20 protein-coding genes and 1 pseudogene are annotated in these 21,602 nt (G+C 70.0%); 7 read left to right on the plus strand and 14 right to left on the minus strand.

The annotated features are described in order from the left end of the window. Positions 1-427 precede the first annotated feature (427 nt). Positions 428-1,333: a LysR family transcriptional regulator gene (locus RV986_RS02600; protein ID WP_475915803.1), complete on the minus strand. Its 906-nt coding sequence runs from the start codon at positions 1,331-1,333 to the stop codon at positions 428-430. Between the two features lie 138 nt (positions 1,334-1,471). Here RV986_RS02600 and RV986_RS02605 point away from each other — a divergent pair, with 138 nt between their 5' ends. Together RV986_RS02605 and RV986_RS02610 are read left to right on the plus strand one after the other, a co-directional pair. Beyond that, positions 1,472-2,290 (plus strand): 3'(2'),5'-bisphosphate nucleotidase CysQ, encoded by an 819-nt coding sequence (locus RV986_RS02605; RefSeq protein WP_475915804.1) that lies wholly within the window; start codon positions 1,472-1,474, stop codon positions 2,288-2,290. A gap of 41 nt (positions 2,291-2,331) precedes the next feature. After that, complete coding sequence (locus RV986_RS02610) at positions 2,332-2,928, plus strand: NADPH-dependent F420 reductase (RefSeq protein WP_475915805.1); 597 nt, start codon at positions 2,332-2,334, stop codon at positions 2,926-2,928. A gap of 310 nt (positions 2,929-3,238) precedes the next feature. Here the strand turns inward: RV986_RS02610 and RV986_RS02615 are convergent, their stop codons facing one another. The 3 genes and pseudogenes from RV986_RS02615 to RV986_RS02625 all read right to left on the minus strand — a co-directional run bounded on the left by RV986_RS02615 (position 3,239) and on the right by RV986_RS02625 (position 6,593). Then, positions 3,239-4,735, minus strand: coding sequence for a transposase (locus RV986_RS02615; RefSeq protein WP_475915806.1), 1,497 nt, complete (start codon positions 4,733-4,735; stop codon positions 3,239-3,241). Positions 4,736-5,805: 1,070 nt separating this feature from the next. After that, a pseudogene (locus RV986_RS02620) lies at positions 5,806-6,330 on the minus strand (DUF4158 domain-containing protein); the annotation flags it as partial. Between the two features lie 65 nt (positions 6,331-6,395). Beyond that, the gene (locus tag RV986_RS02625; RefSeq protein ID WP_475915807.1) at positions 6,396-6,593 is read right to left on the minus strand and encodes a hypothetical protein; all 198 of its coding nucleotides are present in this window, start codon (positions 6,591-6,593) and stop codon (positions 6,396-6,398) included. Positions 6,594-6,948: 355 nt separating this feature from the next. Between RV986_RS02625 and RV986_RS02630 the strand changes: the two genes are divergently transcribed. Further along, on the plus strand, positions 6,949-7,176 hold the full coding sequence (locus tag RV986_RS02630; RefSeq protein WP_475915808.1) for a hypothetical protein: 228 nt from the start codon (positions 6,949-6,951) through the stop codon (positions 7,174-7,176). Between the two features lie 85 nt (positions 7,177-7,261). Here the strand turns inward: RV986_RS02630 and RV986_RS02635 are convergent, their stop codons facing one another. The 8 genes from RV986_RS02635 to RV986_RS02670 form a co-directional block, all read right to left on the minus strand. Then, positions 7,262-8,485 carry an SPFH domain-containing protein gene (locus RV986_RS02635; RefSeq protein WP_475915809.1) on the minus strand — a complete coding sequence of 408 codons (1,224 nt, stop codon included), beginning with the start codon at positions 8,483-8,485 and terminating at the stop codon, positions 7,262-7,264. 11 nt (positions 8,486-8,496) lie between these two features. Beyond that, on the minus strand, positions 8,497-8,751 hold the full coding sequence (locus RV986_RS02640; protein ID WP_475915810.1) for a hypothetical protein: 255 nt from the start codon (positions 8,749-8,751) through the stop codon (positions 8,497-8,499). A gap of 120 nt (positions 8,752-8,871) precedes the next feature. Then, positions 8,872-9,750: a hypothetical protein gene (locus tag RV986_RS02645; RefSeq protein WP_475915811.1), complete on the minus strand. Its 879-nt coding sequence runs from the start codon at positions 9,748-9,750 to the stop codon at positions 8,872-8,874. 143 nt (positions 9,751-9,893) lie between these two features. Beyond that, complete coding sequence (locus tag RV986_RS02650) at positions 9,894-10,820, minus strand: ROK family protein (protein WP_475924164.1); 927 nt, start codon at positions 10,818-10,820, stop codon at positions 9,894-9,896. A 32-nt stretch (positions 10,821-10,852) separates the two neighbouring features. Beyond that, positions 10,853-12,517 carry a dipeptide ABC transporter ATP-binding protein gene (locus RV986_RS02655; RefSeq protein ID WP_475915812.1) on the minus strand — a complete coding sequence of 555 codons (1,665 nt, stop codon included), beginning with the start codon at positions 12,515-12,517 and terminating at the stop codon, positions 10,853-10,855. Then, positions 12,514-13,395, minus strand: coding sequence for an ABC transporter permease (locus tag RV986_RS02660; protein ID WP_475915813.1), 882 nt, complete (start codon positions 13,393-13,395; stop codon positions 12,514-12,516). The genes RV986_RS02655 and RV986_RS02660 overlap by 4 nt, the downstream gene beginning before the upstream one ends. After that, positions 13,392-14,351, minus strand: coding sequence for an ABC transporter permease (locus tag RV986_RS02665; protein ID WP_475915814.1), 960 nt, complete (start codon positions 14,349-14,351; stop codon positions 13,392-13,394). Before RV986_RS02665 ends, RV986_RS02660 begins: the two co-directional genes overlap by 4 nt. A 4-nt stretch (positions 14,352-14,355) precedes the next feature. Beyond that, on the minus strand, positions 14,356-16,149 hold the full coding sequence (locus RV986_RS02670; RefSeq protein ID WP_475915815.1) for a peptide ABC transporter substrate-binding protein: 1,794 nt from the start codon (positions 16,147-16,149) through the stop codon (positions 14,356-14,358). A gap of 191 nt (positions 16,150-16,340) precedes the next feature. Between RV986_RS02670 and RV986_RS02675 the strand changes: the two genes are divergently transcribed. Together RV986_RS02675 and RV986_RS02680 are read left to right on the plus strand one after the other, a co-directional pair. Further along, positions 16,341-17,633 carry an ROK family transcriptional regulator gene (locus RV986_RS02675; RefSeq protein ID WP_475915816.1) on the plus strand — a complete coding sequence of 431 codons (1,293 nt, stop codon included), beginning with the start codon at positions 16,341-16,343 and terminating at the stop codon, positions 17,631-17,633. After that, positions 17,630-19,174, plus strand: a complete 1,545-nt coding sequence (locus RV986_RS02680; RefSeq protein ID WP_475915817.1) for a M81 family metallopeptidase — start codon at positions 17,630-17,632, stop codon at positions 19,172-19,174. Before RV986_RS02675 ends, RV986_RS02680 begins: the two co-directional genes overlap by 4 nt. A 94-nt stretch (positions 19,175-19,268) precedes the next feature. Here RV986_RS02680 and RV986_RS02685 read toward each other — a convergent pair whose 3' ends face one another. Further along, complete coding sequence (locus RV986_RS02685; protein ID WP_475915818.1) at positions 19,269-19,505, minus strand: chaplin; 237 nt, start codon at positions 19,503-19,505, stop codon at positions 19,269-19,271. Between the two features lie 195 nt (positions 19,506-19,700). Between RV986_RS02685 and RV986_RS02690 the strand changes: the two genes are divergently transcribed. Next, entirely contained in the window at positions 19,701-19,907 is a 207-nt protein-coding gene (locus RV986_RS02690) for a hypothetical protein (RefSeq protein WP_475915819.1), read from the plus strand. 64 nt (positions 19,908-19,971) lie between these two features. Here the strand turns inward: RV986_RS02690 and RV986_RS02695 are convergent, their stop codons facing one another. Continuing rightward, on the minus strand, positions 19,972-20,622 hold the full coding sequence (locus RV986_RS02695; RefSeq protein ID WP_475915820.1) for a DUF4360 domain-containing protein: 651 nt from the start codon (positions 20,620-20,622) through the stop codon (positions 19,972-19,974). 409 nt (positions 20,623-21,031) lie between these two features. On the opposite strand from RV986_RS02695, the gene RV986_RS02700 reads away from it, so the two are divergent. Beyond that, positions 21,032-21,574, plus strand: coding sequence for a hypothetical protein (locus RV986_RS02700; RefSeq protein ID WP_475915821.1), 543 nt, complete (start codon positions 21,032-21,034; stop codon positions 21,572-21,574). Positions 21,575-21,602: the final 28 nt, after the last annotated feature.

The following is a 21,602-nucleotide window of genomic DNA, read 5'->3' on the forward strand; positions in this document are numbered from 1 at the left end:
CAGCCTCGTGAGCTGCCTCAGGACGTTGTCCTTACCGCATCGCCCCAGGTCATCGGGGCACAGCATTTCGGAGCTCAAGATAACGAACGTTTGCCGACAGACGACTGCGGCGGGACCGTGGACCGGTAGTGTCAGGTTGAGCCTGACCGGCGGCCTGCCCACCCTCTCCCTGCTGGATGAAATCGGCCTTGGGGCATCGGTACAGCCGTTGGCACTGAGATACGTGATGGACTAGGACCAGGGCCGGCTGCTCGCCCAGATCTCCGAGGGCCACGCCGACGCCCTCCCACAGTTCCGCGATCCTGAGCCGCAGGCGTCGGTCTGGCCGCCCCCACGGCCAGCACCCCCACGGACAAGCCGCTGCTGACGTTCAAGCAGATCGCTGTGGTCGCGTGGACGTATGGGTGAAGCGGCCGGACGGCGCCGACTACGACGCTCCGCACATGGCCAGCGCGGTTCGCGCCAGCCCGCGCAGCCAGGCGTGGGCGTGGTCGGTGTCGTAGCGCTGATGCCACGACAGGTATATCGGTGCCGATGGCAGTTCGAGCGGGAGGGGGAGCACGACCAGGCCGAGGTCGGCGACCGCGGACCGCGTGGTGGCTTCGGGGACGCTGATCAGGAGATCGGAGCCGCGCGCGAACTCCAGCGCGGCCGCTTCCGTGGGCGCGGTCGCCACCACGCGGCGGGTGAGGCCGAGCCGCGCGAGGGCGTCGTCGAGGGCATTGCTGTGGTTTCCACGTCGCGAGACGGTGACGTGCTCAGCGGCGGCGTACCGCTTTGCGGTGACGGTCCTGACGCGGGTGAGGGGGTGCCCCTGCCTCACGACGATGACGAGGCGGGTCTCGCCCACGTTCTCGGCACGGATGTCCGGTGCGCTCGGGCGGTTGGCGTTCGCCTCCAGGTCGACCTCGCCGCGCCGCAACTCGGGGGTGTCGATGCTCGATTCCGCGACGAAGCGCAATCGCACGCCCGGCGCCTGTCCGCGCACGGCCGCAAGCAGTGCGGGGCCGCTCAAGGCGACCAGGGAATCGTGCCAGCGGAGGGTGAAAGTGCGCTCCAACGTTGCCAGATCGAGTTCACGGCTCGGTGCCAGCACCCCCTGAACCTGGTGCAGCAGCTCGTGCACCTGTTCCCGGACGGCGATCGCATACGGCGTCGGGGTCATCGTGCGGCCGGTGCGCACCAGGATCTGATCCCCGGTCGTGCGCCGGATTCGGCCCAGACTCCGGCTCATCGCGGGGGCGGTGACGTGCAGGCGCGCGGCAGCCCCGGCCACACTTCCCTCCTCCAGCAGCGCGTCGAGCGCGGCGAGCAGGTTCAAATCCAATTGCATGTGAGTAATCCTAGCCGTGCGTCACATGCATTTGAAGTTAATCAAGGGGCTCTATACCTTCGAGACGAGAGCGCAAGACGGAACGCACACCTTGGCCCGACCGACCTCATCACCCCCTTCTCACACGGGAGTACCACCATGTCCGAAACGCTTCAGACCACTGACGTCGCCGCCTCCGACGCCGACCTGCTCGGCCAGACCGCGATCGCCGTGCGCGCGGCCGGTTCGGCGCTGCGCGAGCGCTTCGGCGAGGTGGTCCGCTACCAGACCCGCGAAGAGCTGATGCGCGCGCTCGCCGCCAACGACGACACGGCCCTCGACATCCTGCGCCCCCGCCTCACGCGCCTGCGCCCGGACGCCGGCTGGGTGGAGGACGAACTGGACGGCGGGGCGCTGCCGCCCGGCGAATGGTGGGTCGTGGATCCGGCCGAAGGCAACGTCAACCACCTGCACGCCCTGCCGGAGTGGGCGGTGACCGCCACCCTCGTGCGGGAGAACCAGCCGGTGCTCACCGTGGTCCACCTGCCGTTGACCGGCGAGACCTACACCGCGCTCACCGGCGCGGGCGCCCACCTCGACGGCCGGCCGCTGCACGTCTCCCGGACCGCGGACCTCGGCCTGGGCATCGTGGCCACCAGCCAGGCCCGGCCGGACGAGGACGAGAAGGTCGTGCGGCGCGTCGGCTCCTCGATCAGCGCGATGCTCTTCGACGCGCTCGTCGTGCGCACCTCCGTGCCCGCGACCCTGCACCTGACGAACGTGGCCGCCGGCCGGATCGACGCCTTCTGGCAGTTCGCCGGCGCCCGCGCGGACCTGCTGCCCGGGGCGCTGCTCGTCACCGAGGCCGGCGGACAGATCTCCGACGCCGAGGGCCGCCCCTGGACCCCGCAGAGCGAGAGCTTCCTGGCCGCCGCGCCCGGCGTCCACGCCGAGGCCGTCGCCACGCTCTCACGCTGACCGCGCACCACAACCTGCACACACGGAAGGACCAGATCATCATGACCACGATCGCAGTACTCGGAAACGGCCGCGTCGGCGGCAACCTGGCCACAGCCCTCATCCGGGCAGGGCATGAGGTGACCGTGGCGGACCGCGCGCCGGGCGCCGCCGCCGACGCTGCCCGGACAGCCCAGATCGTCATCAACGCCACCCCGGGCGCCGGCTCGCTGGAGACGCTCGTCGCCCTGCGCGAGGAACTGCGCGACAAGATCCTCGTCGACGTCTCCAACGCCACCGTCGACGGACCGGACGGACTGCCCGCCGACCTGATCTACCCCGGCTCAAGCCTCGCCGAGCAACTCCAGGAAGCGCTCCCCGAAACGCGCGTCGTCAAGACACTCAACACCATGCTCTTCCCGGTGATGACCGCGCCCGCCACGCTCACCCAGGCGCCGACCGCCTTCCTCTCCGGCGAGGACCCGCAGGCCAAGCAGACCGTCCGTGAACTGCTCATCGACCTCGGCTGGCGCAAGGAGTGGATCACTGATCTCGGCGGGATCCAGACCGCCCGCGCCACGGAGGCCGCGATCCTGTTCGTACCGCACGTGATTCGGTCCAGCGGCTTCGCTCCCTTCGCGATCTCGATCGCCCGCTGATCCGCACACAGTGCACCGCTCCCGGCGGGCCCACATCCAGAACGGATACGACGGCGCAGCCAGGGCCGGCGATTCAGCGCCGGACGGCGCCCCGTGGCCACCCTTCCCGGGGCCGTCGGCCTCGCACCGAGGAATCGGCCCACCTCACGGCGGACGCGCTTGCGGAACTGGTCGCGAATCTGCCCGCCGATACCCGCGGCGGCCGCCAGCACCGGCCTCACACTCGCCGATCCAAGTGCGCGTGCGTGTGCATGGCGCTGGCGCGGGACGGCATCACGCTGCCGCTGAAGTAGTGACCTGGCATCGATGGTCAGGCTGCCTGGCCGTAGCCGTCCGCGCCGGGGCCGTCGCCGCGCAGCGGGCTGAAGTCGACGTCCAGGTGCGGGTCGTACGCCTCGGGCTCAAGGCCGAGTTCGTGGGTGGAGTACTCGCCGAACCGGTTGATGTGCTCGGTCAGGTACGGCGAGATGTGCGCCAGGTCCTCGGGGTCGACGACGTGGCCCTCATCCAGGAGCTGGCGCACGATCTCCGCGATGTCCAGGGCGTTGTGGAAGATGACCGCGTTCGTGAGCAGGGCGTTGAACTTCATCGCCTTCTCCTGCTCGACCGGGTCGTTGTCGGCGATGACACCGCGGTTGCCGAACCCGATCCACTGGGAGAACCGGTTGAACGACTCGACCTTGTTCGTCGCCGCGGTCACCCGCCGGCGCAGCGGCGCGTCCGAGAGGTAGCGCAGCAGCTGCACGGTGCGGATCACCCGGCCGACCTCGCGGAAGGCAGCGTAGGTGGCGTTCTTCTTGGAGCCCGACCGCAGCCGCTTGAGCAGCGTGGAAGAAGAGATGGGGCCCTCGCGTACGGAGACGGCCACCCGCATCAGGTGGCGGAACTGCGACTCGATCAGGTCGAAGTCGATTGAGTTCTTGCCCACCTCGCCGAACAGGGCGTCGATGTGCACGTACTCCGTGGTCTTGCTGGGCCGGTAGAAGGTCATGCCCTTCCAGTTCCTGATCCTGGGCATCAGGTCGAAGCCCAGCGGGTGGGCGAGCGCGAACACCGGCTGGGACTGGCCCTGGGTATCCGCGTGCACGGTGGTCGGCTTCACCTCGGACGTGTTCTTCAGCAGACCCTCGATGATGTAGACCGCCTCCCACACCCCGCACGGGATGAAGTGCGTGAACAGCGCGATGTAGGTGTCCGAGACGTGGTGGTAGGCGATCCCGCCCGGCTTGCCGTACCGCACGCTCGTCTCGGCCAGCAGGTTGTCGAGGTAGGTGTCCATGTGGGTGCCGTCGGCGGCCACCGCGGTGCCGTCGCCCCACGCCTGGGAGATGTCGAGGCGGGCGTGGGCATTGACCAGGTCTGCGACCGCCTCGTTGAGCAGCACCAGGGAGAAGTGCCGGTTCGCCGTGTACGCCAGCTCGTGCCCGCTCACCCCGGAAATGTGGCGGGCGGCCTCGTACGGGCCCATGTTGGTGCCCTTGACGAACGTGGTGATCACATACCTGCCGAAGGGGTCCTGAAGCTTGGGCTCGTTGCCGGAGGCCGGGCCGAACCGGCGCCACCACTCCACCCAGTACGCCGTGCGGGCCAGAATCCCCATCAGGTCCAGCTGCCGGCGGAAGAAGGCAGCGTCGAACTCGCCCGCCTCGCCTTCCTCACACAGACCGACCTCCACCAGGTAGGACGCCAGCTTCTCCTTGACGGCCTCCCAGGCCAGCAGTTGCGTGGACCAGTCCGCGTACTCCTCCGAGCCCACCACCGCGACGTCGCCGCTGCGCAGTTCCTCGGCGAGCGCGGTGAAGACCATCGCCTCGAAGTGCTTGCGGACGAACCGCCCCGGCCGGGTCTTGTCGAGGACGGCCTTCTGCCAGTTCTGGGTGGCGAAGGAGATGTCCACACCGCGCGGCCGTCCTCGCTCAGGGCGCTGATGTACTCGCCGCGCGCCGCCTGGTGCCGCTGGGCGTGCGCGAGCGCGTCCAGTACCCGCCCGTCCTCCGACGTCGCGGTGAACTCCAACTTCTCAGCCAGGTCGAACATCACCGCCCCATCCCGGCCGATCTGCCCGTACAGCAGCACCTCCCAGAAGTTGCCGTGGTGAGCGGAGACCTTCTCGATCTGCTCGTACTCCTTGGCGAACCCGCCGAAGCCTTCCACGGCCTTCGTGACCGCGCCGAACCCGCCGGCCTGCACCATCTGTGCCTTCACCAGGGCGAGGACTGCCGGGGAGACCCTGCCCTCAAGCCGCGCAGCGACCTCGTCCACCGACGCCTCCTCGTCCAGGCCCTCCAGAGCCTGACGGGCCTCGGCGGTCATCGCCGCGGCCTTCTCCAACGCCTCCTGGGCCGGGCCGCCCTCGTCGATGTGCTTGAGCACGGTGCGGTAGTTCCCGATCAGGGCCTCGACGATCTCCCGCTCGGCGAGCCGGATCTCCTCCAGCTCCGCCTTGGCCTTCTTGATCTTCATCGCCACGCGCTTGCAGAACATCGGCGCCAGGTCGTCGCGGACCCGCATCCGCGCCTTGTGCGTGAGGCACGCCACCAGCGCGAGGCGCTTGACCGGCTGGTAGTCCCGCAGCTCCGCCACGTCGGCCGCGTCCGCCTCCCCGGCGAAGTCCGTGATCTTCCCCGCTGCGACCTCGTCCATCCACACGCCCGTGTCGCCGAGCCCGTCCACCCACTCCAGCCGCTTGGCCAGGTTCTTGAAGTGCGACCAGGTCGGGCCCTGGGCGGGCTTCTTCAGCCGGTTGTACAGGGTCGTGCCGTCGCTCTCGCGCTCCTCCAGCAGCCGCAGCAGCCCCGCCCGCTCGAACGCACTCATCCGGTCGTGAATACCCCCGCAGATCTCGGCGTTCACCTCCTTGCGGAGGGTCGAGGCCATCGCGTCGAAGGTGGAGAACGCCGGCAGCTCCAGCCCGGCCTCCACCACCTTCTCCAACGCGATGTTGATCAGATCCGCAGGCCGGCTCTTCGACGCCGCCTCCGTGCGGATCGACTCCTCGGCGATCCGCCGGGCCCGCACCTGGTCGTAGGCCACGCCGACCCGCTGCCGTACCAGCCCCCGGTGGTTCTTCATGGTCTTCGCCGCCCGGTACACCGGCAGCGTGCCCTCCGGCAGCTCCACCGCCCGCCGCACGAACTCCGCCACCGCCTCCGGGATGTCCTCCACCTTCGGGATGCACCCCATGCGCTGATACGACTTCAGCGTCAGCAGCAGGGCCAGCAGATGCTCATCGCCGTCCGTACGGTCGGCGGCCCACTCCAGCTCATCGCGAGTCGGTGAGAAGAACAGATGCAGCTCATGCGCGGTGATCAGCCGCTTGAACCGCGGATAAGCGGTCCGTTCGATCGAGGTCACAACCCACCCCAGGCCCCAGACGACAGTCAATATCACCACCAACGACACTGAGCCGAACGGGTGACGGGCCGGGCCCTCACAGCTTCAAGATCATCCCATGGCCCCTTTTGGGCTCACCTCGGCGATACCCCCCGTACGGCCCTCTCGCAGTCCCGGGCCAGATACGGATGAGCCGGAGCGGACAGCGCCATCATCAGGTTCATCGCCTCGTGGGCGAGCCCGTCGCAGATCCGGTTCCACGTCTCCCGGTCGTAGCCGCCCTCCTTGTAGTAGTCGATCGCGAGGGTGACGCCCTCCATCAGCTCCTTCACCTTCGGGGCAACCTCACCCAGGAGCTTCTGGATCTGCTCGTCGTTCAGGTCGTTCAGCGGTGGCTCGTCGGCACTCAGGATGGCCGCGACGCTACCGAGCCGCCCATGGCCATCGCGCTGTTTCCCCGAGATCAGCCCAGATCAGAGGCTGCCGCACGGCTTAGCGTTGTTTTTTCGGCGAGAACTACTGGGACCCCGGGACGCGGGGACGCCGGAAGCGGGGCGCGGAGGGGGAACGTGCCATTCCCTGTTCGATTTGCTTCCGGTTCTGGCCGAACTGGGAGGATGACCACTGCGGCGCCGCCGCGGCCTTACCGTAGAGGCAAGGCACCAGAACCGAGGAGAAGCGCCACCCGTGCACGAAGCACCGATCTACGCCCAACTGATCTCCGAACGCGGCGACATACCGCTGCAGGTCCGCAATGAGGCCCGCAGGATCCAGCGCGAGCTCGAATGGATCCTGAAGACGGATCCATCGTCGAGCGGCATGCTCCCGAGACCTCCAGGCGGTGCGGTCCCCAGCCCTCGTGCCCTGCCGCCCTCCCTTCCCCCCGGGAACAGCTCCACCGGCTGGCTCTCCTGACGGTTCGTCCGCTACCGCACGCGGATCGGGGGGTGTGCGTGCCTCCGGGCACGCACACATGAGAGTCCAGGCCTCGGCACAGGAGTCAGGTCGTCGTGCGCGGCCCGTCCTGTGATGTGTCCGCCGGATTGTCCTCTTTCACGTCCGCGTCCGCGTCCTTTTCCGCCACACGTACGTAACCCTGCAACTCCAGCGGGCCGCCGGCCTTCCCGGAGCGGCCGTCGGAGTTCTGGCCGTTGAGGTTCTGACGGACCGAATCCAGGATCGTCAGGCCCTGGGCGACCAGCCCCGCGGCGATCTCACCGAGGCCGTCCGCGCCGTTCAGGACGTTGACGTTGGCACCGGCGAGACCGCCCGCGGCCTCCTTCACGATCAGCGGGAGCTGGTCGATCAGCATCCGGTCGAGTGCCACCCGGTCGTGCGAGGCCGCGGCCTCGGCCTGGATCTTCATGCGCTCCGCATCGGCGATGGCGAGCACCTTGATCCGCTGGGCTTCGGCCTCGGCGGGCTTGACGATCTCGGCGACCAGCTGCTGCTGGCGCAACTGGGCGGCCTTCTGCGCGAGTTCGGTCTGGGCGGCCAGCACCTCCTGCTGCGCGTGGGCCTGCGCGAGCGGCCCGGCCTGGGCGGCGTGCGCCTGCGCACGGTCCACCTCGGCCGAGTACTCCGCCTTCACCACCGCGGTCTGCCGGGCGTACTCGGCCTGGTTGCGCGCGGCCACCTGCTGCGCCTCGACCGAGGCCTGGGTGGCCTGGGCCTGGGCGATCTGGGCCTGCCGCTGGATGGCCGCCTTGTGCGGCGCGGACATGGCCTCGATGTAGCCGACGTCGCCGTCGTCGATCGACTGGATCTGCAGCGAGTCCACGATCAGGCCGATCTTCGCCATCTCGATCTTCGAGGTGTCCAGGACCTCCGCCGCCAACTTCTGCCGCTCGGTGACGATCTCCTCGACGGTCATCGAGCCGATGATCGCGCGCAGATGACCGGCGAAGATCCGGCCGGTCAGCACCGACATCTGGTCCTGGTCGGAGAGGAACCGCTGACCGGCGTTGATGATGCTCTCGTGGTCGTTGCCGACCTTGAACGCGATCACGGCGCGGACGTGCAGCGCGATGCCCTGCCGGGTCACACAGGTCTCGGTGACCTCGGCCTCGCACATCGACAGCGTGAGGAAGCGGGTCTTGCGGAAGACGGGCAGCACGAACTTTCCGTGCCCCGTCACCACTCTGAACGGCGCGCCCCCCAGTCCCCGCCTGCCTCCCGATATCAGCATCGCCTCGTCGGGAGCGGGAACGCGGTAACCGAACATCCTGATTCTCCTTAGCCGGCGTCGACGACGGGATCGCCGTCCAACGCGTCCAGCGGATCGACCCAGCGGATGACGTCGACCTCACGGCATCCGCGGGACTCGACCACGAGCACGGTCGCCCCCATGGGCAGGGGCTCCTGCGACCAGGCGAGGAAGGTCTCGGATCCGCCTCTGACACGCACGAGGATCTCGCCGGGACCGGCGGACCCCCGTGTGCCGATGAGCAGCTCCCCGGTACAGCCGATCACGGCCTCGTCCTGCACCACTGTCGGCCGCCTCCCCATCTCTCTGGTTCTGCTTCCGACCTTAGACCTCACCCCCGTCGGACGCCTACGCGCCTGTCGTTCTCCGTTCTGTTCCCCGCGTCACGCGCCGCGCGCGTGCCCTCAGCTCTTGGTGAACCGGTAGGTCTTGCTGTCGGTCAGGACGCAGAAGCCCGGCGACACGACGATCACCCGCAGAGTGGCGGAGCGCCGGTCGTAGTCGATGCCCTCCGCCTCGAAGGTGCCCGAGCAGGAGCTGCGCAGCGGGAGCTGGCGCAGGGCGGTGACATGGCCGGTGACGTCGGAGGTACCGGGCTGGGTGGACAGGTCGATCTGCAGCAGCGGCTTGGTGATGCCGAAGAGGGTGCCCGCCGGGTCGTCGGAGGAGCACAGCAGCTGGGTCGCGGTGACGAAGTCGCAGCCCTGTACGTCACGGACGGCGTGGTCGAGGTTGATGGTGGAGGCCTGCGGAAGGTTGGCCGAGGGGGAGGTGCTCGGGTTCACGCCCGGGGTGGGGAACACCAGCAGCCGGGTCATCGTGCCCCACTCGCCGGACACCATCCACTGGCCGTCCGGGGTGATCGTGTCGAAGGAGTTGTTCAGCGCCTCTCCGGGGCTCAGCGCGTGGACGTACTCCGACCAGGCGCCGCCCGGCGCCTGCACCCGGAACATCTTGGCGCTGCCGGAGTCGGCCTGGTAGGGCTCGACGTAGTAGCCGTTGTAGGAGGCGTCCGGGTCTCCGACGTGGTTCCAGCCGCGGACGCTGACACCGACCGGGATGGTGCCGATCCCGGTGTAGTGGTTGGGGCTGCCGGCCGGGATCTCGACCGAGGTCAGGCCCTGGCTCTCGGTGAGCGGGTCGGCGCGGTCGGAGCCCACCTCGGTCCAGGTGTCGGCGGCCGCGGCGGGTGTGGTGGCGGAGACGGACAGGACGGCGGCCGTGGCGAGCGTGACAAGACCGGCCAGGACCGTGTGACAACGTTGCCGGGTGGACATGCGCATGAGGTCTGCTCCTCGGTGGGGGGCGGTTTCGGCGCACAGTCTGGCCCGTCAACTACAGTCATGTACAGACCAATGAAGGGACGTTGGTCGTCAACTCACCTTCCGGCCAACGGTAGTTACCCATGACGCCCCTTACGCCCTAGTCACGGTGCCGACACCCTTGTCACCGCGCCGAGTTCCGTACGGGCCCGGGACGCCGCGCCGACCGCCACGGCACGGGTCCCGAGCCGGGCCCGTACGACCCGGATCGGATGCCCGCTGACGGGCGGCTCGGCGGCGAGCGCGGCCCGGATCGATGGTTCGAGCAGGTCCCAGGCCCGGCTGACGCCGCCGCCGAGCACACAGGTCGTGAGGTCCACCAGGCCCGCCGTGATCAGGATCGCGCGGGCGACCCCCGCCCCCGCCTCCTGGTACACGGCGAGCGCGTCGGGGTCCCCGTCGGCCGCCGCCGCCGCGACGGCCCGTGCACTGCTCGGGCGCCGCCGGGTCCGCTCGCCGTAGCGTGCCGCCAGGGCGCGGCCGGAGGCGAGTGTCTCCAGATGGCCGCGGCCGCCGCAGGTGCACGGCAGCTCGCCGAAACCGGGGAGGTGACCGATCTCGCCGGCCGCCCCGTGCGCTCCCTCGAACAGCGCTCCGTTCAGCCACAGTGCGCCGCCGACCCCGGTGCCGAGGGTCATCCCGAGCGCGCAGGACTCGCCCTCGACGGCTCCCTTGGCGGCCTCCCCACGGAGGAAGGCGTTGACGTCGTTGTCGAGGAAGGCCGGTACGCCGAGCGCGTTCTCCATCGTCTCCGTCACCGCGAACCCGGCCCAGGCGCGGAACGAGTCGCTCGCCACGAGGATGCGGCCGGCGCGGCTGTCGACGACGCCCGCCGCGCCGACGCCGACACCCAGCAGCCGCGAGGGCACACGGCCCCGGAGCAGATCGAGGGCGTCGAGCGCGGCGCGGACCATCGCCCGCCCGCCCTCGCTCGCCGGTGTCGGCACCTCCACCTCGTCGACGACGTCGAGGTCGGCCGCGCAGAGCACGACCTGGGTGGTCGTACCGCCGATGTCGACACCGGCGTACACCTCGGGTGTCGGCCGGCGAGCCTTCGGTGCCCTCACGCCGTGACCCCCGCGGCGGCCTGCCGTTCCGCACGCCGACGGCGTTGCAGCACCGGGTCCGGCACCGGCACGGCGTCGATGAGCCGTCGGGTGTGGTCCGTCCGCGGGTGCAGGAGCGTGGTCGCGGTACTGCCCTCCTCCTCGACGCGCCCGGCACGCATGACGACCACGTGCTGCGCGAAGTGCTGTACGACGGCGAGGTCGTGGGACACGAACAGACAGGCGAACCCGAGCTCTTCCTGGAGCTGCGCGATCACCTCCAGCACCGACCGCTGCACGCTCACGTCGAGCGCGCTCGTCGGCTCGTCCGCGACCAGCAGCCGCGGCTCCAGTACCAGCGCCCGGGCGAGACTCACCCGCTGCCGCTGGCCGCCGGACAACTCGCGGGGGCCGCGGTGCGCCAACTCCCCCGGCAGCCGGACCAGTTCGAGCACCTCGCCGACTCTGGACCGGCGCTCCGCGGCCGACATCCGCCGGCGGTGGACGCGCAACGGCTCGGCCACGCACTCCGCGACGCTCATCCGGGCGTCGAGCGAGGCCACCGGGTCCTGCAGGACCACACCCACACCGGACAGCAGGGCGCGCCGGGCCCTGCCTCGGGTCCTGCCGAGGTCGGCGCCGAACAGCGACACGGAACCCGACGACGGCGGTACGAGGCCGAGCGCGACGCGCGCCGCGGTGGACTTGCCCGAGCCCGACTCCCCCACCAGGCCCACGGTCTCACCGGGCCGAACCGTGAGCGAGACGCCGTCGAGCGCCCGTACCGCCCGGCGCCCCCGGCCGAAGCGCACCGACACCTCCCGCAGATCGACGACCGGGTCGGCGGCGGGCCGATGCCCGTCGGCGGCGCGCGAGACGACCCCCGGTCCGGCGACCGCCAGCCGCGGCACCGCGCCCAGCAGCCGTGCGGTGTACTCGTGCGTGGGCCGTAGCAGTACGTCCTCCACCGGCCCCGTCTCCACGATCTCCCCCTGGAACATCACGGCGACGCGGTCGGCGAAGTCCGCCACGACCCCCATGTTGTGCGTGACCAGCAGTACCCCTGTGCCGGAATGGGCGGCGAGTCCCCGCAGCAGGTCCAGGATCTCGGCCTGCACGGTGACGTCGAGCGCGGTGGTGGGTTCGTCGGCGATGAGCAGGCTCGGCGCGTTCGCGACCGCCATGGCGATGACCACCCGCTGCCGCTGGCCGCCGGAGAGCTGGAACGGGAACGCGGACGCCCTCGTCTCCGGGTCCGGGATGCCGACGCGGCGCAGGAGTGCGACCGCCTCCCGGGCGGCCTCCTTGGCCGTGACGGGCCGGTGGTTGCGGATGACCTCGGCGATCTGGGCGCCGATCCGGGTCAGCGGGTCGAGCGCGGTCGCGGGTTCCTGGAACACCATCGACGCCGTGCGGCCCCGCAGCCCCGCGAGGGCCTCCTCGGGTGCGCCGATGACGTCGGTGCCGCCGACGACGGCGTGGCCCGTGGCGCGGGCGCTGCCCGGCAGCAGCCCCATCGCGGCGAGCGCGACGGTCGACTTGCCCGAGCCGGACTCCCCGACGAGGGCGAGCGTCTCACCGGCCCTGACGCGCAGGGACACGTCCCGTACCGCGGCCACCTCGCCCGTCTCCGTGGCGAAGGTGACGCCCAGGTTCTCGATCCGCAGGATGTCGGCGGTCATCCGCGCCCCCGCACGTCGAAGGCGTCGCGCAGTCCGTCGCCGATGGCGTTGAAGGCGCAGACGACGAGGATGATGGCGAGGCCGGGCGGCACGATGAGCCACCAGCGTCCCGAGTACGCGGCGGTCAGGCCGGCCGAGAGCATGCCGCCCCAGTCGGTCGACGGGGGTTGGACGCCCAGGCCGAGATAGGACACGTACGCGACGAGCAGGATCGCGTCGGCGACCTGGAACGTCGCCGCCACCACGATCGTCGAGACCGAGTTCGGCAGGATGTGCCGGGCGATCGCCCGGCCGTGCGTGCCGCCGATCGCGCGCAGGGTCAGCACGTAGTCCCGGCCCTTCAGGGTGAGCGTCTCGGCACGGACCAGGCGGGAGGGCACGAGCCATGACACCAGGCCGAGGACGACGACGAGCCCCCAGCTGTCCGGGGTCGTGATGGCGGAGACGACGAGGAGGACGAAGAGCGCCGGGATCGCGATTCCGGCGTCCACGACCCGCATCATCACGGCGTCGATCCAGCCGCCCGCGTAACCCGCGATCGCGCCCCAGAGCGTGCCGATGACGGTCGCGAGGAGGCCGGAGGCGAGGCCGACGAGGAGCGACACCTTGCCGCCGTACATCAGCCGGCCGAGTTCGTCGTGGCCGACGGCGTCGGTGCCGAGCAGGTGCGCGCCGCTCGGTGCCAGGTTCACCTGGGTGAGGTTTGTATGGGTCTGGTCGGTCGAGTACAGCAGCGGGCCCGCGAAGCAGAGGAGCAGGAACAGGACGACGACCGCCAGACCCGCCACCGCGAGCCTGTTCCGCGCGAACCGGCGCAGCGCGAGGCGGTACCCGGCGGCCGCCTCGACGGTGGGTGTCACCGGCAATACGGCGCTCATGTCCGGCCCGCCTTCACTCGGGGATCGACGATCCGCTGGACGACATCGGCGAGCAGGGTGCCGACGACGGTCGCGACGGAGATGACGAGGACGCAGCCGAGCAGCACCGGGTAGTCGGAGGACTGCGCGGCACTCCAGAACAGCAGTCCCATGCCCGGGTAGTTGAAGAGCTGCTCGACCACGAGGGCGCCGCCGAAGAGCACGGGCACGTAGTAGCCGAGCATCGCGACGACGGGTGTCAGCGAGTTGCGGAACACATGCCGCCGCAGGATCGCCCCTGGCCGGGAGCCACCGGCCCGTGCGGTGCGTACGTAGTCCTCGGAGAGGTTCTCCAGGGTCGCGGCGCGCATGTACCGGCTGAAGACGGCGACCATGGAGGCGGCTCCCGCGACGACCGGGAGGACGAGCGCGTTGGGCTGGGAGAGTACCTGGCCGAGCGTGTCGCCCTGGGGTGCCTGCGAGGGGAACCAGGGCAGCAGTTGTGTGAACACCAGGACCAGGACGAGCCCGAGGAAGTACACGGGTGTCGAGTACGCGACGAAGCTCAGCGTCGTGATGACGTAGTCCACCGGCTTGTTGCGCCGGACCGCCTGCCACATGCCGAGCGGGATCGCGAGCGCGAGCCCGGCCAGCGCGGACAGCACGGTCAGGACCAGGGTCTTGGGCAGGCGCTGCTCGATGAGCCGAGAGACCGCCTCGTTCAGGGTGTACGAGGTGCCGAGGTCGCCGTGCAGGAGGGTGCGCAGGTAGTAGACGTACTGGACGGGGAGCGAGCGGTCGAGGCCCTGCTCGTGGTCGAACTGCGCGATCTGCTGGGCGGTCGCCTGCGGGCCGAGGATCCCGCGTGCGGGACCCCCGGGCAGCGCGTGCAGGAGGCAGAAGACGACCACCGTCACGATGAGGATCACCGCGAGCGACTGGAGGACGCGCCGGGTCAGATACAGGAGTGTGTCCATGCCGTCAGCGGTTCCACTTCCACTGCGCCGGATGGAAGTTGGCGAGCGAGTCCTGCGAGAAACCGCCGAGGCCGTTCTTGACGACCGAGATCTGGTAGTCGGGCTCCGGCAGCCAGATCACCGGCAGGTCCTTGGCCACGGCCGCGCTGTAGTCACGTACGGCCTGCGCGGAGTTCGAGGTGGTGGACGCGGTGATGAGCCGGTCGACCTCGGGGTTGGAGTAGCCGCCGAAGTTCGAGCCGCCCTTGCTCTGGAAGAGCGAGTCACCGGTCGGGAAGGCGTTGAAGTACCAGCTGCCGGCGGTACCGAAGAACGACAGCTGCCACTTGCAGATCGACTGGCTCGCGGTGCACGGCGGGGTCTGGGACAGCACCGAGTTGACGGGCGCGGTCTTGATCGTGAACTTGATCCCGGTCTTCTCCAGCGAGGACTGGATCGCGCTCATCATGTTGTCGGTGACCGTCGAGCCGGACTGCGAGAGCACCTGCATCTGGAACCTGGTGCCCTCGGCGACCCCTTCGCCGCACTGCGAGGCGCCGGTGCCCGGGTCCGTACAGGCCATGACGCCGCCCTGCTCGGTCCAGCCGTGGCCGGTCAGGAGTGCCTTCGCCTCCGTGGTCGAGAAGGGGTACGGGTTGCTCTTCTGCGTCGGTGAGAGGAAGTCGGAGGACTGTGCCTGCGGGACCGGGCCGTAGCCGGGGACCGCGGTGCCGTTGAAGATGACCTTCGCGAGGCCGGCCTGGTCGATCGACTTCTGGACGGCCTGACGGGCGTACAGCTGCTTGAACACCGCGCCCATGGAGGGGTTGTTGAAGTTGTACGGCATGTACGTGATCGCCCAGCCGGACCACGGCTCGACCGTGAAGCCCTGCGCGGCGAACCGGTCCTTCTGGTCGAGGTCGGTCGCCTCGATGTAGCCGTAGTCGACGCCGCCGGAGCGCAGCGCGTTCTTCTCGGCGTCCGCCGTCGTGAACGGCAGGAGGTTCACGGTGGCGATGTCCGGCTTCTCACCGCCGTCGTACTTCTTGTTGGCGGTGAGCACGACCTTGCCCGCGGTCGAGAAGGACTTGACCGCGTACGGGCCGCTGATGGTCTTCCACAGCGCGTCCTTCTCGTAGCCGGAGATGTTCTTGGCGGCCGTGTTGAGGTAGGTCCACACCTGCTTCGCGCCCGCGGCCGTCCGGTCGGCGTCCGACACCGCGGCCGAGGCGCCGGCCTTGTCCCAGACGTGCTGGGGCAGCGGGTTGATCGAGCTCAGCTCGTTGGCCAGCATCCAGTCGGAGTTGTAGGCCTTGTCGAAGGTGAGCGTGAAGTGGTGGTCGTCGACGGTCTTGAACGAGGTCCAGTTGTCCGGTGCCTTGCCGGGGTTGTAGCCCGCCCACTGCGCCTTGTTCGCCTTGATGAGGTTGAACCAGAACTCGACGTCGCGCGCGGTGATCGGCTTCCCGTCGCTCCAACTGCGGTCGCCGAGCGTGATGTTCACACTCCTGCCGTCGGACGCGAAGTCGGCGGCGGTGGCGATGGACCCCTTCTTGTTCCAGGTGATCTGGCCGGTCGAGCCGTCGTACGCGACGAGCGGCTCCCAGAGGCTGTTGGCGATGGAGATGTTGTTGGTGTTGAGGTGCGCCGCCGTGCCGATCGGCAGGATCCAGTTCGGGGTGAAGTTCGCGGGCAGCGCGTAGTTGATGGAGTCGGGGGACCCGGACGACGTGCCGCTCGTCCCGGAGCAGCCCGCGAGCAGCAGCGTGCCCGCCGAGACGACCGCACCGGCGACGAGTGTCGCGCGAGCAGGGGACATGACTCTCCTCGGGGTGAACAAAGGGGCAACGGGCAAGGGGACGTGGCGGAGCCAGTCAACGACCCGCGTGTTCGAAGAAACAGACGCACTGCTGTAAAAAGCCTGTTTCTGCTGTTCTGAAAAAAGCGGAGAGGGCGCTTCAGGGACGTACGCTCGGCATCTCGATCCCGCCGTCGGAAGTTACTTCGTCCATGCCTGAAAAAAGTGTGGCGCACCGCAGGGGCGTCACGGGTGTCTCGTCCCTGGCCGAGCGCGTCCTCGAACTTCTCGCCTCCGGGCAGGCGACCACGCGCACCGAGCTCGCCGAACTGCTGGGGGCCGCGCCGTCCACGATCTCGCTGACGGTCGGTCAACTCGTGTCCCACGGACTGGTCGCGGAGCAGGGCACGCGCTCCTCCGCCGGCGGGCGTCCGCGCAAGGTCCTGCGCCTCGGCGGCAGTGACGGGTTCGCGGTCGCGGCCGAACTCGGGGGCAGACACGCGCACGTGGGTGTCGTGCTGCCGGGCGGTGGGCTGACCGATGTCTCGACCGTGCCGTTTCCCACGGCGGACGGGCCCGAGGTGGCGCTGCCGGGGCTCGCCGAGACGCTGGAGGCGCTGGCCGAACGACATGGCCGGAACCTGCTCAAGGGGGTCGGCCTCTCGCTGCCGGGCCCGGTCGACGTCGGTTCCGGGGTGGTGACGCTGCCCTCGCGCATGCCCGGCTGGAACAGGTTCCCCGTCCGGGAGTGGCTGGAGGACCGGTTCGGGGTTCCGGCGGCGATCGAGAACGACGCCAACTGCATGGCGGTCGGCGAGCACAGCGTCCGGCCCGCCGAGCGACGCCAGTCGATCATGGTGAAGATGGGCTCCGCGATCGGCGCGGGCGTCATCGCCGACGGACGGCTCTACCGGGGCGGGACCGGCGCCGCCGGCGAGATCACCCACGTACGGGTCGAAGCAGGCCATGACATCCCCTGCTCCTGCGGCAACACCGGATGCCTGGAGACCGTCGCCTCCGGTGCGGCGCTGGTGCGGATCCTGCGGGAGCGGGGGCTCGACGTCGACTCGATCGAGGACGTCGTCCGCCTCGCCTCCGACGCCGACCCGGAGGCGACCCGCGCCGTCCGCCAGGCCGGGCGCTACCTCGGCATGGTGCTCGCCGCGAACGTCAACTTCTTCAACCCGGACGCCGTGTACCTCGGCGGCATCCTCTCCACGCTCGAACCGTTCGTGGCCGCCGTACGCAGTCAGCTGTACGAGGGCTGCCATCCGCTGGTGACCAAGCATCTGGTGATCGAGCGGGCGAGCCTCGGCGCGGACGCGGGGCTGGTCGGCGCGGGCCAGTTCGCGCTGCAACGGGCACTGGCACACGCGCTCCACGCCGTGACCGGGGCCGGAACAGGAACAGGGACAGGAACAGGAACAGGAACAGGAACAGGAACAGGTACAGGTACAGGGGCGAGAACCCCTACCGACCACCGCATCCGAATCGAGGAGCCATGACGCAACCCCGTACCGCCGTCGCCCGTACCGCCGTCGCCCGGCCCGTCATCGCCATCGCCGGACTCGGCATCGAGTCCTCGACCTTCTCACCGGCGCGGACCGAGGCCCCGGCCTTCCATCCGCAGCGCGGCGCGGACGTCCTGACGCGCTGTGCGTTCCTCGCGCCCGGGACACCCCTGCGCGACGCGGCCGAGTGGCACGGCGCGCTCGTCGGCAAGGCGCTGCCCGGCGGCACGGTCACCGCCGCCGCGTTCGCCGAGCTCTCCGACGAACTCCTGCGGCGGCTCGCGGACCTGCCGCGCCCCGACGGGCTCTGGTACGACATCCACGGCGCGATGACGGTGGAGGGCGTCGACGACGCCGAGGCGGTGCTGCTCGCCCGGATCCGCGAGACCGTCGGACCGGATGTGATCGTGTCCACCTCCATGGATCTGCACGGCAATGTCTCGCGGGAGCTCGCGCACCTGAGCGACCTCATCACCTGCTACCGGACGGCCCCGCACGAGGACCACATGGAGACCAAGGAACGGGCCGCCCGGCATCTCGTGGACCTGCTCACGACCGGTGCGCCACAGCCGGTCAAGGCCTGGATCCCGGTGCCCGTGCTGCTGGCCGGTGAGCAGACCTCGACCCGTATCGAACCGGCCAGAAGCGTCTACGCGGCGGTCGACGACGTGGAGGCGACCGAGGGGGTGACCGACGCCGCGATCTGGGTCGGGTACGCCTGGGCGGACGAACCGCGCAATCGGGCCGCGGTCGTCGTCACCGGACCGTCCGAGGCCGCCGTCACCGAGGGCGCCGAGCGGCTGGCACGCGGGTTCTGGGAGGCGCGGCGCGCGTTCGCGTTCGTCGCGCCGACCGGATCTCTGGACGAGTGCCTCGACGAGGCGCTGGCCTCCGCCCCCGATGCCCGGCCCTTCTTCATCAGCGACACGGGCGACAATCCGACGGCGGGTGGCGCCGGCGATGTCACCTGGGGGCTCGAACGCGTCCTGGCCCGGCCGGAGTTCAAGGAACCGTCCGGCCCGACGGTCGTCTACGCCTCGGTGCCGGGCCCGGCCGCCGTCGAGGCCGCGGAGAAGGCGGGGGTCGGCGCGACGGTCACGGTCACGGCCGGCGCCGAGGTGGACGACCGGCACGCCGGGCCGGTGACCATGACCGGGGTCGTCCACGCGGTCCGGCACGGGGACCGGGACGCCAGGACCGAGGTCGTCCTGCGGGTCGGCAGCGTGTATGTGATCATCACCGGACTGCGCAAGCCGTACCACCACGAGCACGACTTCACCGACCTGGCGCTCGACCCACGGAGCGCCGACATCGTGGTCGTCAAGATCGGCTATCTCGAACCGGAACTGTTCGACATGTCCGCCGGCTGGAAGCTCGCGCTCACCCCGGGCGGTGTCGACCAGGACCTCGTCCGGCTGGGACACCGTCGTGTCCGCCGCCCCATGTTCCCGTTCGACCCGGAGATGGCCGACCCGGACCTGTCGGCCCGGATCATCCCGCCGTCGCACGAGCCGCTCGGCGGGAAGGACGAGTGAGCCACCGGGTGACCCGGACCCGGCATCCCGCGGCCGGCTGCCGGGCAGAGTGGGAGAAGTAGGCCCTGCCCGACGCGGCTCACCGGTCAGCCGGTCACTTGTTCACGCAGATGTTCCCCACCGCCGGGTTCTGCAGACCCACCACGTCGACGGAGTCGCCGCAGAGGCTCAGATCGAGGTCGACGGGGATCTGGACGACGTTGCCGGACAGGATGCCGGGGCTGCCCACGGCGACACCGCCCGGCTTGGGGTCGGCGGCTACAGCGGTCCCGGCGGTGGTCAGCAGGCCGACGCCCGCCAGCCCGGCGGCGGCCATCAGACGAATACGCATGACAAGCTCCGATCAGTCGCAGGGGTGCGAGTCCCTCCACCATCACCTCCACCGCCGACGACCGACATCGTTGTACGTCCGAATGGGGCGCACGGGTCCCCGACCCTCCTGAGCCGCGTCCGCGCGGGACGCGTCGAGCGAGGCGTGCGGAATGCCCGTAGCGTGAGAACAGGTCAGGTGGAAGAGGGAGAGACCATGCCAATCAGCCAACCCGATTCGCCCGTGCCGGCCGACGACAGGACGACCCCCGACGCGCTGCTGCACACCTGCCCCGACGGCCCTGTGACCGCCGAGGACATGGTGCTCGCCGCGGGGCGCGACATCACTCCGAAGAACCTCGCCTGGGCCGAGCGCAGGCTGAAGGAGGACGGGCCCGCAGCCATCGAGAGACTGCTTCCCTAGCGTGACGGCCTGACCGGCTCCGATGCGGCGGAGCCGGTCAGGTACGTACGGGGAGAGCGGTCGGTCAGGAGGCGGGGCACTCCTTCCAGGCCATGTGGTAGATGGTGCTGATGTCACCGTCCGTCGAGTCCATGGTCATGAAGCTGGTGGCGCCGGGAGCGGACGTCCCCGCGTTGACGCGCAGCTCGGTGTTGATGTTGAAGTTCCGCTGGACACCGCAGGGTGCCCACACCAGTTGGGCCCAGTCGGTGGTGTCCGTGGCCTGCCAGTTGTCGTTGTAGGGGCCGCGGAAGGGATGGGTGATGGCGGCCGTGTTCGACGAGCCCTGGAAGTAGTACGACGCCTTCTCGGTGCTGTTCGCGCCCTGCTGGAGTGCGGCGAAGCCGCGGTAGTCCGCGCTGGCGATGGCGTAGGTGAAGCCCTGCGGCACGTGGACGATCAGGTTGAGCTGGCAGTTCTTGCGGAACGCGGTGGGGTCGGAGGTGCCTCCGACCTGGGCGAGGTAGTCGCTGTAGGTGACGGTGAAGGCCGTGTTGTCCGGAGAGACCGCGACAGCGGCGGTGCCCTGCGGACAGCCGGAGCCGTTCACCGTGGCGACCTTGATGACGATCTTGTCCGGGGGCGGGTCGATGATCCCGGAGGACGGGTCCTGACCCGGTAGTGCGGTGGCGAACAGGGTGGCTATCGCGCCACCCAGAAGCAGCCCACCAGCCATGGTGCTCCAATCCGTTGCGTTGGTGATGTCCGGCGGTACGAGTCGTGTGCCGCCGTGAATTGGGGGGTGCGGCCCTGCACGCGGTGCGGGAAGGGCCGTCGCAGACCAGTGCGTTGGATCAAGCGGTGCAGGTTGGTTGAATCATGTACATGACAAGGTCATGCACATGCAATCCCGACCTGTGAAGGAGCTGTGAAGGCCGGGATCGACCGCATCGTATGTACGCCCGGCCCGATTCGGCAGGGCGATCTCCGGCCATTCACCACACACCGGGAAGACGTGGAGAAAGCGGTTGCCGACGAGTGCGCGGTGGCGGGCGGCCCCCTGCCACGCGGGACCTCGCACGGCCCACTCCATGAATCCACCACCGCCCCCGTGCTCCCCGCACGCTCCTGCGACACTGAAGGGCATGGAGTCCCGACACCTGCGCATCGGCCGCCGCCGCATATGGCTGCTCAGCGGAGCCTGCTTCGTCGTCCTCGGGCCGATCGGCTACTTCGTGGGCGGCTGGATTCCTGTCGCGTCCCTCACCGTCGCCCTCCTCGTGGCCACGTCGGTCTCCCACTGGAAGGCCGCCTCGTGGCTCGCGCCGGCCATCGAGCGGGGCAAGCGCGAGAGCCGCCGGGACGTGGCGACCTTCTGCGTGGTCATCGCCGTCAGCGGCTACGCCCAGCCCCCGGCGCCGCCCTCTCCGCCCGCCCCGGACCTGGCGGCACTCCGCCTGGAGGCATACCGGGCAGCGGCGGACGACGACCTCGCCGAGGACCTGCGCGGTCTCGCGGCCGACGCGCTGGGCGCCGCCGACGCCGCGTACGCCGAGGACACCCCGGCGGCCTGGCGGGCCGCGCGTGCGAGCGCGGAGCGGCTGGCGCATGCCGCCCAGGAGGGCAACCCGTACGTACGGCAGCTGCTCATCCAGTGGGTCGAGGGGAACCCGGCCGCGGACCGCTAGGACTCACCCCGGCCCGAGAGCACACACG

The organism is Streptomyces sp. RLA012 (assembly GCF_056270325.1).